At 61.3% G+C, this 12,997-nt stretch carries 12 protein-coding genes; 5 read left to right on the plus strand and 7 right to left on the minus strand.

Annotation, left to right across the window (positions count from 1 at the left end; all coding sequences use genetic code 11):
- Position 1: 1 nt before the first annotated feature.
- From ACYU0X_RS09190 to ACYU0X_RS09205, 4 genes are all read right to left on the minus strand, one after another.
- On the minus strand, positions 2–211 hold the full coding sequence (locus tag ACYU0X_RS09190) for a hypothetical protein (RefSeq protein ID WP_309407045.1): 210 nt from the start codon (positions 209–211) through the stop codon (positions 2–4).
- Positions 212–221: 10 nt separating this feature from the next.
- Complete coding sequence (locus tag ACYU0X_RS09195) at positions 222–593, minus strand: DUF948 domain-containing protein (protein ID WP_418906694.1); 372 nt, start codon at positions 591–593, stop codon at positions 222–224.
- 123 nt (positions 594–716) lie between these two features.
- Positions 717–1,340: a 30S ribosomal protein S4 gene (rpsD, locus tag ACYU0X_RS09200; RefSeq protein WP_309407042.1), complete on the minus strand. Its 624-nt coding sequence runs from the start codon at positions 1,338–1,340 to the stop codon at positions 717–719.
- 187 nt (positions 1,341–1,527) lie between these two features.
- Positions 1,528–2,913 carry a replication-associated recombination protein A gene (locus ACYU0X_RS09205; RefSeq protein ID WP_461900333.1) on the minus strand — a complete coding sequence of 462 codons (1,386 nt, stop codon included), beginning with the start codon at positions 2,911–2,913 and terminating at the stop codon, positions 1,528–1,530.
- A 46-nt stretch (positions 2,914–2,959) separates the two neighbouring features.
- Here ACYU0X_RS09205 and dtd point away from each other — a divergent pair, with 46 nt between their 5' ends.
- A complete protein-coding gene (dtd, locus tag ACYU0X_RS09210) occupies positions 2,960–3,397 on the plus strand; it encodes a D-aminoacyl-tRNA deacylase (protein WP_461900334.1) in 438 nt (145 codons plus the stop codon).
- Between the two features lie 313 nt (positions 3,398–3,710).
- Here dtd and ACYU0X_RS09215 read toward each other — a convergent pair whose 3' ends face one another.
- Positions 3,711–4,691, minus strand: coding sequence for an Abi family protein (locus tag ACYU0X_RS09215; RefSeq protein WP_461900335.1), 981 nt, complete (start codon positions 4,689–4,691; stop codon positions 3,711–3,713).
- On the opposite strand from ACYU0X_RS09215, the gene ACYU0X_RS09220 reads away from it, so the two are divergent.
- Positions 4,690–5,886, plus strand: a complete 1,197-nt coding sequence (locus ACYU0X_RS09220) for an IS1249 family transposase (RefSeq protein WP_461900337.1) — start codon at positions 4,690–4,692, stop codon at positions 5,884–5,886. The genes ACYU0X_RS09215 and ACYU0X_RS09220 overlap by 2 nt on opposite strands.
- Before the next feature lie 588 nt (positions 5,887–6,474).
- The gene (locus ACYU0X_RS09225; RefSeq protein WP_461900339.1) at positions 6,475–7,563 is read left to right on the plus strand and encodes an IS110 family RNA-guided transposase; all 1,089 of its coding nucleotides are present in this window, start codon (positions 6,475–6,477) and stop codon (positions 7,561–7,563) included.
- Positions 7,564–7,643: 80 nt separating this feature from the next.
- Here ACYU0X_RS09225 and aspS read toward each other — a convergent pair whose 3' ends face one another.
- Both aspS and hisS read right to left on the minus strand, forming a co-directional pair.
- A complete protein-coding gene (gene aspS / locus ACYU0X_RS09230) occupies positions 7,644–9,437 on the minus strand; it encodes an aspartate--tRNA ligase (protein WP_418906698.1) in 1,794 nt (597 codons plus the stop codon).
- Positions 9,438–9,506: 69 nt separating this feature from the next.
- Positions 9,507–10,829 (minus strand): histidine--tRNA ligase, encoded by a 1,323-nt coding sequence (gene hisS / locus ACYU0X_RS09235; RefSeq protein ID WP_461900341.1) that lies wholly within the window; start codon positions 10,827–10,829, stop codon positions 9,507–9,509.
- Positions 10,830–10,975: 146 nt separating this feature from the next.
- Between hisS and ACYU0X_RS09240 the strand changes: the two genes are divergently transcribed.
- Both ACYU0X_RS09240 and ACYU0X_RS09245 read left to right on the plus strand, forming a co-directional pair.
- Positions 10,976–12,334 carry a DUF349 domain-containing protein gene (locus ACYU0X_RS09240; RefSeq protein ID WP_309407036.1) on the plus strand — a complete coding sequence of 453 codons (1,359 nt, stop codon included), beginning with the start codon at positions 10,976–10,978 and terminating at the stop codon, positions 12,332–12,334.
- A gap of 57 nt (positions 12,335–12,391) precedes the next feature.
- Entirely contained in the window at positions 12,392–12,997 is a 606-nt protein-coding gene (locus ACYU0X_RS09245; protein WP_461900343.1) for a hypothetical protein, read from the plus strand.

Consider the following 12,997-nt stretch of genomic DNA (forward strand, 5'->3'; position numbering starts at 1 on the left):
TTCACTTAGCGTCGTTCACGCCGAGGGCGGAACGAAGTTCTTCTTCGCGGGCGGCCATCCCCTCACGGAAGGCCTGCCCAATGTCCGAGAGTCGGTCCGCATAGCGCCCGACTTGGCGGTTAAGCGCCGCCCCGGAGGAAATTTCGGTGTATTTCTTGGCCGCCAGCACGCCGACGGACACGCCGAGAGCAACCCAGAAAAGCTTTTTCATTCTAGTCTCCTTAGCGGCTGCGGCGGTGCGTACCGCGCGGCTTTGCGTTCATCGCTTCCTTCACACCGGCGGTGAAGGCGGCCACCTTGATCAGCGGCTTGCCCACGGTTGCGGCGACCAACGAGGACAGGGCCGAAACGTTGGCGGTGGCATCGGACACATTCGAGGTGATCGTATCGACCTTCTTGAGCTGGTCGTTGGTGGTCGCCACCGTGGTGGTCACCTCGCCCAAGAGCGGGGTGGTGCCATCGGAGAGCTCCTTGATCGAACCGCGTAGCTCATCGAAGACCTTACCCAGTTTAAGAATCGGCACCGCCAGCAGTGCCACGAGAACCGCGAAAACGCCCGCGGCGATTAACCCCGCAATATCCGAACCCGACATGTGCTTCCTCTTCCGCTTGGGTTTTGTTGCCAGTCCACCTTATCGAACCGGCAACGCTGGGTGTTAGTTAGCCCAAGGGCCCGCAGCCGATAGCGGCTACGGGCCCTTGGAACGCACCTAGATTTAGCGTGCGTAGTACTCGACCACGAGGTTCTCTTCGCAGGTCACCGGGATCTCGGCACGCTCAGGAGCGCGCAGCAGGGTAGCCTGCAGCGACTCGAGCTTGACGTCCAGGTAGCCCGGAACGGCCGGCAGCACGTTCTTGTGCTCGCCGGTGGCGGCAAGCTGGAACGGAACCATCTTCTCGCTCTTCTCGTGAACGTGGATCATCTGACCCGGCTTCACCTTGAAGGACGGACGGTCCACGCGCTGGCCGTTGACCAGGATGTGGCGGTGCACGACCAGCTGACGGGCCTGTGCGATGGTGCGGGCGAAGCCGGCACGCAGCACCAGGGCGTCGAGGCGGGTCTCGAGCAGGGCCAGCAGGTTGTCACCGGTCTGGCCGCCGAGGCGCTTGGCTTCCTTGAAGGCAGCCAGCATCTGGGTCTCGCGGATGCCGTACTGGGCACGCAGACGCTGCTTTTCGCGCAGACGCACAGCGTAGTCGCTGTCCTGCTTCTTGCGAGCACGGCCGTGCTGACCGGGGCCGTACGGACGGCGCTCCATGTACTTTTCGGCCTTCGGGGTCAGGGCAATGCCAAGTGCGCGGGAGAGGCGCACGGTACGGCGGGCACGGGCGTTAGCCATTGATGTGTCCTTTTCTTTTCTGGCGACGTGAGCAAGGCTGGCCTCCGCGGTTCAATGGAGAGTGCCCGGGCGTCGCGTCCCGTTAACACTGCAACCGGTGCGACGAGAATCTCGTCCACCGGCTTGCCAGCCAAGGATCAAGTCTACACCACGAAGCTCGCTGCACCCGGCGTGAGAATGCTCGCAATTATTGTCGCTTGCCCCGGATGATCTGGCGTAACTTCGCCAGGCGTTGACCGATGGAGCGTTCGGCTCCGTTCTCCGTGGGCTGGTAGTAGTCCACCCCGAGTAGATCGTCCGGGGCGTACTGCTGGGTGGCGATGGAGTGCGGCGCATCGTGTGAATACACGTACCCCACCCCGTGGCCCAGCTGCTTGGCGCCGGGATAGTGCGCATCGCGCAGGTGATCGGGCACCCGCGACCCCTTACCGGCGGCCACATCGGCCTGCGCCTGGTTCAACGCCATGTAGGAGGCATTGGATTTCGGGGCGGTGGCTAGGTGCACGGTGGCCTGCGCCAGCATGATCCGTGCCTCGGGCATGCCCACCAACTGCACCGACTGGGCCGCGGCCACGGCCAGCGGCAGCGCGCTCGGGTCGGCCATCCCAATATCTTCCGAGGCGCTAATCATGAGCCGACGCGCCACAAATCGCGGATCCTCCCCCGCGGCGAGCATACGCGCCAGATAGTGGAGTGCCGCATCCGCATCCGACCCGCGGATCGATTTGATGAACGCCGAGATGATGTCGTAGTGCTGATCCCCATCCCGGTCATAGCGTTGCACCGCCTGATCCATGGCCAACTGCACATGTTCGGTCTCGATCCGTACCGGTGTGCGCGGGTTCTTCCCGGCCGCGTTCCAAGCCACGGCGCCGGCGGCCTCGAGGACGGTGAGTACCCGTCGGGCATCGCCCTGGGCCAAGCGCACGATCGTCTCGCGCTGTTCATCGGGTAGCTCCACCTCCCCGTTGAACCCGCGTTCATCGCTGACCGCACGGGTGGCCAGCTCCATCAGATCCGCGTTGGTCAAGGGTCGCAGGGTGAGCATCAACGAGCGGGACAGCAGCGGGGAGATCACCGAGAACGACGGATTTTCGGTGGTGGCTGCCACGAGCACCACCACCCGGTTTTCCACGCCGGGCAGCAACGCATCTTGCTGGGCCTTATTGAAACGGTGGATCTCATCGAGGAACAACACCGTGGTCAAGCCGCGCAGATCCCGGTCGTCCTTGGCTTGTTCCAGCACCCGGCGCACATCTTTCACCCCGGCGGTAATGGCCGAAAGCTCAACGAATTTGCGGTCCGTGGCCCGCGCGATCACGTGCGCGATCGTGGTTTTACCGATCCCTGGGGGCCCGTAGAGGATCACGCTGGACGGTCCGGCCGGCCCGGTATCCGGGTGCTCGGCCAGTTGACGCAGCGGCGAGCCGGGGCCCAGCAGATGCTGCTGTCCCACGAGCTCATCCAAGGTGCGCGGGCGCATGCGTACCGCCAGGGGCGGACGCGGGCGATGGACGCCGCGCCCGGAATCCTCCGGGTCGTTCTCGTTCAGGGCGTCGAGCAAATCGTTCACCGTCCCAGCCTACCGATACTCTGGGACACGAGCAGAAAGGAGCGTCATGCGCGCAGTAGTGCAACGGGCCAGCCAGGCCGCCGTCCACGTAGCGAACGAGGTGGTCGGGCAGCTTACGGAACCGGGGTTGGTGGTGCTCTTAGGCATCACCCACGAGGATGACGAGGCCACCGCGCGGAAGGTTGCCGAGAAAATTTACGAACTACGGATTCTTGACGAGGAACGTAGCTGCGCCTGCACTGGGGCACCGCTGCTGGTGATCAGCCAGTTCACGCTCTATGGGTCGGTGCGCAAGGGCCGCCGTCCCTCGTGGAGTGCCGCCGCCCCCGGCGCACACAGCGAACCGCTGTACGAGTACTTCGTGTCCCACCTGCGTTCGCTAGGTGCCACGGTGGCCACCGGGGTGTTCGGGGCCATGATGGAGGTCTCGCTGACCAATTCCGGGCCCTTTACCGTACTGGTCGACTCTGCCGACCTGCCCTAACGGGCTGCGAACGCAGGAGCAGCACAATTCCCTGGGCGCCCCCAAGCCATAGCCAACGCACGGGGATTAGCGCCGCCACCACACACCAAAAGTTCACGAACAATCCTGTGGAGCAGCAGGCGATCCCCCGCCAGACATCTGCCGGTGTTAGCCTGAGCTCGCAAACTATTGTGGGTGAATCACAGGGGATAAAAGTCTGTCATTCCCGACCCGGTAGCTGGCGCCACTCGCGAGCAGAGCTTAGAACTCCAGCTCTTCAAATGTTCTGCTGTTCTCCTCGCGAGTCAAGGTGAGGCGCAACGCACAGTACTCCTCAAAGAATTGGCCTATAACAACCACGCGCATATTCATCTGAGTCGTGAACAAGGTCCAGAAGCGTCGTCGAAAAGCTACTGTCGCCCTCGACTTGGTCAACTAGCCCTGCCAGCAAGGTGAGTGCGGCCGCGGGTGTCTTAGGAGATAAGTACTCCCGCTTCACTGACAAAGCTAGTTGCGGCAACGTCACGTGTCCATCGAGGCGCCGGTTCCAAATCCGCCCGTGATGCGCCGCAATATTGCGGAAGAAAGCCAGATTCTGAACGGCCTGCACGAACTTGCGCTCATCCTCCAGATTCAACGATTTAGTTACAGGTCCGAGCAAACTTTTATCGCGCAATGCTCGCAAGAATCTCGAGAACGTTCCGAACGAGACCACCTCGATGATCGCCCAAAATGGAATGGGATCTCCGTTTATAATGTGATGCTGGATGAAAATCTCATTCCTGTTCCGGAGCTCCTGAAAGCTAGCGAGTACCTTGTCGCGGTTCCTAACTTCAGCATTCCAGCGCTGACGAGCTTTCACGTCTAGGGCGTCAGGCTCGGCAGTCGATGGAAGATAAAAATCCTTACGCAAATAACCATCGTCACTGCCCAAGACATGCGCAACGTGATATGCAACGCGGCTTCTCAGAGTTGGTTCAACGACGCCAATCCCCTCGAGCACCATGTTTCGGATAGCCCGATCATGGTCGTAGATGTCCATGAGAAGCTCTGCAGACGTTCCTGTCTTGTACATCTCTGTACCGGGTTCATAAAAGCAACGACCATACCCGCTTACTCGGTAGTAATTGCTTGAGTAGAGGAACAGGGCAAACTGTTTACGGGATGTTCCCCCTAGCTCCAAGCCACGGTCGATGTGCCTCTGCACTTGCGCATCGAGATCGATCCAACACTTCACTTGAGGGCTATAGGCAATAAATGGTGTCCCGAAACTTGATTCTGCCCCGGAATCCCGGGGCAGAATCAAGTCCCTCATGGACGTTGTTCCCATAGGCGTGACCCCTACAAGACAAAACACCCACCTATGCAGTATCTGCCAGAGCCCTCAAAAGAAAAACGGGAAACGCAACGGCAAGCAACGCTGGCGATGCATCACCTGCAACGCCTCCACAACCCGAGCACGTCCAGACACCACCGCACGCAACGTCCTAGCCGGCTTTATCAGCTGGCTGACCAGCAAACAGTCCCAAGCAGAATTCGCCGGAGGAACCGGACGCACCTTCCGCCAGCAAACCCAGTGGTGCTGGAACGTGCACCCATTTTTGCACCACACCGGCGAAGTCTTTGCCGAGATCCAGATCGACGGCATTTACCTCCGCCCAGGATGGTGCCTACTGATCGCTATCGCCCACGGCAAGGTCATTGGATGGCAGTGGTGCGATCAGGAAAAATCAGCGGCATGGCTCGAACTGCTCAAGCACTTCCCCGAGCCCAGAGTTGTAGTTACCGACGGTGGCTCGGGACTGCTCAAAGCACTGAAGTCCCTCTGGCCGAAGGTGAAAATCCAACGCTGCCTAGTGCATCTGCAACGCAACGTACGCACGCACCTGAGCATGAGACCGCGAACTGAACCTGGCAAGTCACTACGGCGCTTGAGCCTGAAGCTCACAAAGATCAAGACCCGGGCTGCAGCCGCTGAATGGAGTGCCGCGTTCGCGTCCTGGCAGGCCTGCTACCAGCACCTGCTGGAGGAAAAAACATACGCGAAAGACTGGAACGGCCCATTGCCCAAAAGCGTCAAGTCCACACGACCGTGGTGGTACACGCATGAGCGGCTACGTAACGCCTACCGCAGCATGGCCACACCGCTCAAGCGCGGCCACGTGTTCACGTATCTGGACGAGGACTTGGACGGGTTGAGCATCAGCGCGACGACGAACATGATTGAAGGAGGGATCAATTCCGGGATCCGGGCGCTGATTTCGCATCACCGCGGGATGCCCATCGAGCATCGCCGGCGGGCTTGTGAATGGTTCTGCTGGAACCGTGCAGAACCGAGGTCAAGAGCGAACTTGCCGACAATGATCCGGGCCTCGGGAAAGCTGGTCTTGGAACGAGAAGCCACGATGAAACCGGACGAGGAACAAGTTGGCCCAGTGCTTTACGGCAGGCACACGACCGCTGAGGAAGGCTTATATTCCAGGTCTGGCTGGGGCGGGCGCAGCCACTAGCCACCGTGGTTTCACAGGGTCCGGCCCGGTAACACGCCCGGGCCAGACACCAATTATTGCCTATAACCCTCACTTGACGTCCTTATAAACGAAGAACCCACCCGACTAAGTCGAGTGGGTCCGAATGTTGTTTCTAGTTTACGGCGCCGCTAGGGCGTGTGCAACTTTACCCGGACTTACGACATGAGCCGCATCCTCGCCGTGGAATGTTACGCCAGGAGCTATAGTCCCGTCCCGCCACTGCCCACATCTGGCTCGGATCTTTGACCCCGCCAAGTGCCGGTTAAATGCCTGTGAGTATGGAGGTAGCTGGTCTGGGACTAGCTGGCAGGATAAGAACCAGCCGCCCCACCCCGAGGATGTGACTCATTAAAACGCTGACCCGAAAGGTGTCATCCGATGGATCTGTCCATCTGATCGGGGTGGGTCGGCCGGAACCAATCCGGCCCACCACGGTGACTTGATCAGAAGATTGTCCACCCCTTTCTAGGGGCGTGACCCATCACAGTGCTGTTCCGTAGTGACCCTTACCCGGACTGGTACCGGCCGTTCACGGCCGACCAAGAAAATCCAGGAAAGGAAAGTACGGTGACCGCACAACCTATCGTCGCTCATTCTTATCCATTTGTCGTGGGTGTCGACACTCACGCACGCAACCATGTCTACGCCATCATCAACGCAAGCAACGGTGCGTTGCTCGATACGCAGTCATTTCCAGTGACCAGTACTGGGATTAACCGGGCCATCGCCTGGGTCGCGCGACGAACCGAAGGCAACGCAGACACCCTGTGGGTGATCGAAGGGACCGCCACCTACGGGGCAATCCTTGCCGGCACGGTCGCCGCCCATGGATTCCCCGTCACCGAGGCACCGCGCATGAGCAAGAAACAGAACCGTGGCGTGGGAAAAACTGATGCTTTAGACGCCCACCGAATGGCGGCAGCTTCCCTGCCGTTACCGGTAGAGAAGCTACGCCATCCACGGCTGAATGAAGGGATCCGCCAAGGATTACGGATCCTCGTCACGGCACGCAGCTCGATGGCGAAAGACCGTACCAGGGCCATGAACGCTCTAAACGCCCTGGTACGCAGCAACGAGTTGGGGATTGATGCCCGCAAGAAGCTCACCGGCAGCCAGATCACTGAGATCAGCCGCTGGAGAGAGCGGGAAGAAGAGCTGTCGCTGCGGATTGCACGGTCTGAAGCAGTACGCCTGGCCAAACATGTCATGGACTTGGACCAGCACCTAGCGACCAATGAGCAGCAACTAGACGAACTGGTCAAAGCCAGCGAAGCAGCACCCTTACTAAATGAAATCGGGTTCAAGGCAATCACCGTAGCGAAATGCTTCGTCGCGTGGTCCCATGAAGGGCGGGTGCGCAATGAAGCGGCATTTGCCTGTTTGGCAGGAGTAAATCCGATTCCTGCATCGTCCGGGAATACGATCAGGCACCGACTTAATCGAGGCGGTGATCGGTCGTTGAATGCTGCCCTACACTTGGCGGCGGTGACACGTATGACTCATGACGAAGAGACACGTATCTATGTCGAGAAGCGTCAGGCTCAGGGGAAAACTGATCGGGAGATCCGCCGATGCATCAAACGCTATCTCGTCCGTCGAATTTTCAAGATCTTCAGTGTTTCAGCAACATTTGACCAAGCTCCAGTTACGCCTTGACAGACATAGAAGAATCCATCGCGGGCCGGTCAGCACCATATCTGGTGCCGACCAACCCGCGATGGTGAACAACTAAACCCTTAGGAGTTCGCCGGAGCCTGCGCTTCGGCCTTCTTCTTTTCGGGCTTGAAATCGATTCCGGCTTCCTTGCGCTGCTGCGCGGTAATCGGTGCCGGAGCCGAGGTCAGCGGGTCGAACCCGCCACCGGTCTTCGGGAAGGCGATAACATCGCGAATCGAATCGGACCCGGTCAGTAGCTGCAGCACACGGTCCCAGCCGAAGGCGATACCACCATGTGGTGGGGCGCCGAACTTGAAGCCTTCGAGCAGGAAGCCGAACTGGCTTTCAGCCTGCTCCGGGGAAACACCCATAACCTTCAGCACGCGCTCCTGCATTTCGCGCTGGTGGATACGGATCGAGCCGCCACCGATTTCATTGCCGTTGCAGACAATGTCGTAGGCGTAGGACAGTGCCGAGGCCGGATCGGTGTCGAACGTGTCGACGAACTCTGGCTTCGGGCTGGTGAAGGCGTGGTGCACCGCGGTCCAAGCACCGGCACCGACGGCCACATCGCCGGAAGCAACCGCGGAGGCGGCCGGCTCGAACATCGGGGCGTCAACCACCCACACGAAAGCCCAGTCGCCGTCCTTGATCAGGCCGGTGCGGTGACCGATTTCCACGCGTACCGCGCCGAGCAGGGCACGGGATTCGGCCTTGTCGCCGGCGGAGAAGAAGATGCAGTCACCGTTGCTGGCGCCGGTTGCGGCCGCCAGGCCGGCCTTCTCTTCCTCGGAAAGGTTCTTGGCCACCGGACCGGCCAGTTCGCCATCTTCCTTGATCAGCACGTAGGCCAGACCCTTGGCACCGCGCTGCTTGGCAAATTCCTGCCAGGCATCCAGCGTGCGTCGCGGCTGCGACGCGCCGCCTGGCATCACCACGGCGCCGACGTAATCGGCCTGGAACACCTTGAAGGTGGTGTTGGCGAAGTACTCGGTCATTTCGGTCAGTTCCAAACCGAAACGCAGATCCGGCTTGTCGCTACCGTACTTGGCCATGGCGTCGGCGTAGGTCATGCGCTGAATCGGGGTCGGGATCTCCACATCGATCAGGGCCCACAGTTCCTTCACCAGGGCTTCGCCCAGGGCGATGATGTCATCCTGCTCAACGAACGAGGCCTCGATGTCCAGCTGGGTGAATTCCGGCTGACGATCGGCGCGGAAGTCCTCATCGCGGTAGCAACGCGCGATCTGGTAGTACTTCTCGAAGCCACCGACCTGAAGGAGCTGCTTGAACAGCTGCGGCGACTGCGGCAGCGCGTACCAGCTACCCGGGGCCAGACGGGCCGGCACCACGAAGTCACGGGCTCCTTCCGGGGTGGAGCGGGTCAGCGTAGGGGTCTCGATTTCCACGTAACCCTGATCGTGCAGCAGGTTACGGGCGATACGGTTCGCCTCCGAGCGCAGCCGCAGGGCCTTGGCCGGAGCCGGGCGACGCAAGTCCAGGTAGCGGTGACGCAGACGCGCCTCCTCGCCGACCTCGACATGCTCATCGATCTGGAACGGCAGCGGGGCGGAGGTGTTCAGCACGATCACCTCGTCGGCGATCACCTCAATTTCGCCGGTCGGCAGGGCAGGATTCTCGTTGCCCTCCGGGCGGCGTTCCACGGTGCCCTTGACCTGCAGCACAAATTCATTGCGCAGCGGGTGGAAGTCGGCCTCATCGCGCACCACCACCTGGGCGAAGCCCGAGGCATCACGCAGGTCCAAGAAAGCCACGCCGCCGTGGTCGCGGCGCCGGGCCACCCAGCCGGTCAGGGTGACTTGCTCTGAAATGTGCTCGGCGCGAAGTTCGCCCAGCTGATGAGTGCGTAGCACTACGATCCTTTCGGTTGGAACAGGTGGATGTGGCAGCTTGCCGCTGCACACGAGTTTAGTGCACGAGCTTTACTTCACTAAGTTCGTCAGATCCTCGGCCGGCGGCTGCCAGCTGGTCGGATCGGCCGCGAACTGTTCGCCCGAGCGAATGTCCTTGATCTCGTGGCTACCATCGGGCTGGGTAAACCAGACGAATGGAATGCCGCGACGGTCCGCGTATTTGATCTGCTTGCCGAACTTCTCGGCACTGGAGGCCACCTCGCAGGCGATCCCCCGGCCGCGAAGCTGCGCGGCAACATCCTGTGCCTCGTGCCAGGACTCGTCGTTAGCCAGGGTGATGTAAACCACCGACGGCACGCTGCGGGCGGCGCTGACGGTTTCCTCGGCCAGGATCCGGGAAATCAAACGGGTCACGCCGATCGACAGGCCCACGCCCGGGTAGTTCTTCTTGCCCTTGGTCGCCAGCGATTCGTAGCGGCCGCCGGAGCAGATGGAGCCGAGCGACTCGTGGCCCACGAGCACCGTTTCGTACACGGTGCCGGTGTAGTAGTCCAGCCCGCGGGCGATCGACAGGTCGGCCATGACCTTGCCCGGAGCCCGCTTCGAGGCCGCGGCGATAACCTGCGACAGTTCATCGAGCCCGATCTCCAGCAGCTCGTGGCTGACGCCCAGGGCGCGGACCTGATCCACGAACCCGGTATCCAGGGAGCGGATTTGGGCCAGATCCAGGGCGGCGCGAGCCTGCTGCTCATTGGCGCCGACCTCCTCGATGAGGATCTTGGCGACCGCGTCGGGGCCAATCTTCTCCAGCTTGTCGATGGCGCGCAGTACCGCGTCGGGGTCTTCCAACCCCAGACCCAGGTAGAAGCCTTCGGCGAGCTTTCGGTTATTCACGCGCAGGCGGAAGTCGCCGATCGGTAGCGCCGAGAGTGCGTCGGCAATGGTCAGCGCCAGCTCCACGTCGTAGCTGAAGGGAAGTTCGCCCTCGCCCACCACGTCGATGTCGGCCTGAGTGAACTCACGGAAGCGACCATCCTGTGGTCGTTCGCCACGCCAAACCTTCTGCATCTGGTAGCGCCGGAATGGGAAGGCCAGGTGACCGGCGTTCTCCACCACGTAACGGGCAAAGGGCACGGTCAGATCGAAATGCAGGGCCAGTGCGTTCGGGTCGTTCTTATCGTCCTCCGCGGCCAAGCGGGAGAGCCCGTACACTTCCTTATCGATCTCGCCCTTGCGCAACAACTGGGCGCGGGTTTCCACCGCACGGGTTTCGATATTGGCGAATCCATGCAATTCGAAGATTCTGCGCAAGGTGTCCAGCACATGCTGCTCGACAACGCGTTCCGCGGGTAGCCATTCGGGAAAACCGGACAATGAGGCCTTGCGTGCCATGAATCTCCTTGAAACGAAACAAAACTGCCTGTCCATCTTACTTCGCAACACACCTCGCTGTTTACGTAGCCACGGTTACATCGCGGTGCACCTCACAGGTAGAGTAGCCACTAGCAAATGCTCAAAATCATGAAAGAGTTCCAGCGGTGACCACCAGTCAAGAATCCGACGACCAGAAGACCATCCCCGTGCCGCAGGCTGTTAAGCCCGCCGCCAATGCACCGGCAGCAACCCCGGCCGCACCGGCCACCTCGCTCGAAGAGGCCGCGGCGTTCGCCCGCGTGACCGATGACGGGCATGTGTTCGTTATCATCGACGGCACCGAGCACCCGGTAGGCCAGTACCCGGACGCGACGAAGGAAGAAGCACTGGCGTACTTCGTGCGCAAGTACGACGACGTCATCGCCCAGATCGTGTTGCTCGAGCAGCGCGTTGCCGCCAAGGCACCGGCCAATGACATGCATAAGGCCCTCGAGACGATCAACTCGTTGATCGCCGAGCGCCATATGGTCGGCGACATTGCCGCCCTCGAGTCCCGCGTGGAAACCCTGCGCGTGGCCATCGAGTCGCTGCAGGCCGATCAGCGCAAGGCCGCCGAGGCCGCCCGCGCCGAGATGCTTGCGGTGCGCGAAGCCATCGTGGAAAAGGCCGAGGAACTGGCCGCGAAGCGCCCCGAGCAGGTGCAGTGGAAGACTGCCTCGGGTTCCATGAACGAGCTCTTCGACCAGTGGAAGGAAGCGCAGCGTTCGTCGGTGCGTTTGCCGCGAGCCACCGAAGATGCCCTGTGGAAGCGATTCCGTGCGGCCCGCACGACCTTTGATCGCCACCGCCGGGCGTTCTTCTCGCAGCTGGACTCCAACAACGCCGAAGCCAAGCGTGTGAAGGAAGAGCTGATCGCGCGTGCCGAGGCGCTGCAGACCTCCACGGACTGGGGTGCAACGGCCGCCGAGTACCGTCGCTTGATGGACGAGTGGAAGAAGTCGCGCCGTGCCTCGCGCAAGGATGACGACGCCCTATGGAGCCGTTTCCGTGCCGCTCAAGATGTGTTCTTCCAGGCCCGTGCCGAGCAGAACGCCAAGGTCGAGGCCGAGTTCCGCGAGAACCTCGTGGTCAAGGAGGCGCTCCTGGAAGAGGCTCGTGCCTTGTTGCCGATCAAGGATCTTGCGGCCGCAAAGAAGGCACTGGACTCCATTCGCGACCGCTGGGATGCCGCCGGTAAGGTCCCGCGCGGCGATCTGCAGCGCGTGGAATCCGCGCTACGTCAGGTTGAGGATGCCGTGAAGAGCGCCGAAGACGAGCAGTGGCGTCGCTCCAACCCGGAGACCAAGGCCCGTTCGAACTCGATGCTCTCGCAGCTGCAGGACACCATCGCGCAGCTCGAAGATGATCTGGCTCAGGCCGAGGCTGCTGGCAACGCCAAGCAGATCGATGCGGCGCGTGAGGCCCTCGAGGCTCGCCGCATGTGGCTGAACACCCTGGAGAAGTCGGCCGCCGACTTCCAGTAAATCCACAAATCGCTTCGGCGACCGCCACGCGGCGGCGCGTGCTGATTGACTTCCCTCATGGAACAAGTCAACAAGCAACGCGCCGCCGTGTTGCGTATACCCGAAGATTTATTCATGGTTGGCCAGCCCTTCACCCGCAATGAACTGGGTGCTCTGGTGCATCGTGGGCTCTTACGCGAAACCATGGGCGGCTGTTTCTTACGCACCGACCAGCCCTATGACCCGACCGTCCGCACGCGGATCGCCGCCTATTTGGCCGGTTCTCGAATGGCCCCCGACGACGTGCTCTGTCGGCTGACGGCGGCGTGGATTCACGGTCTGCTACCGCATAGCTCGGTGTTGTGTATTTCCAGCGATGAGTATCATCGGCCCTATGCGCTACCCGAGGGGCCGACCTTTGATTTTGTGCGGCTCAGCTTTCGGGATGACGAAATTCAGTACCGGCACGGCGTTCTGGTGACGACGCTGCTTCGCACGGTCTGCGACGTCGCATGTTGGGATGAGATCCATGTAGCAGCCGACGTGTTGCGCCGGGTTCGGGTTCTGGGAGATCGATTCCTGAGCCTCGACGCGGTGGCCACGGCGCTCGAAGGTAGGGCGGATCATCCCAGCGTGCGCCGCGGGTTACGGCTCGTGGAGTCTTATCAGTTACGTGCCGCCTAA

This window comes from Glutamicibacter sp. X7, assembly GCF_054889245.1.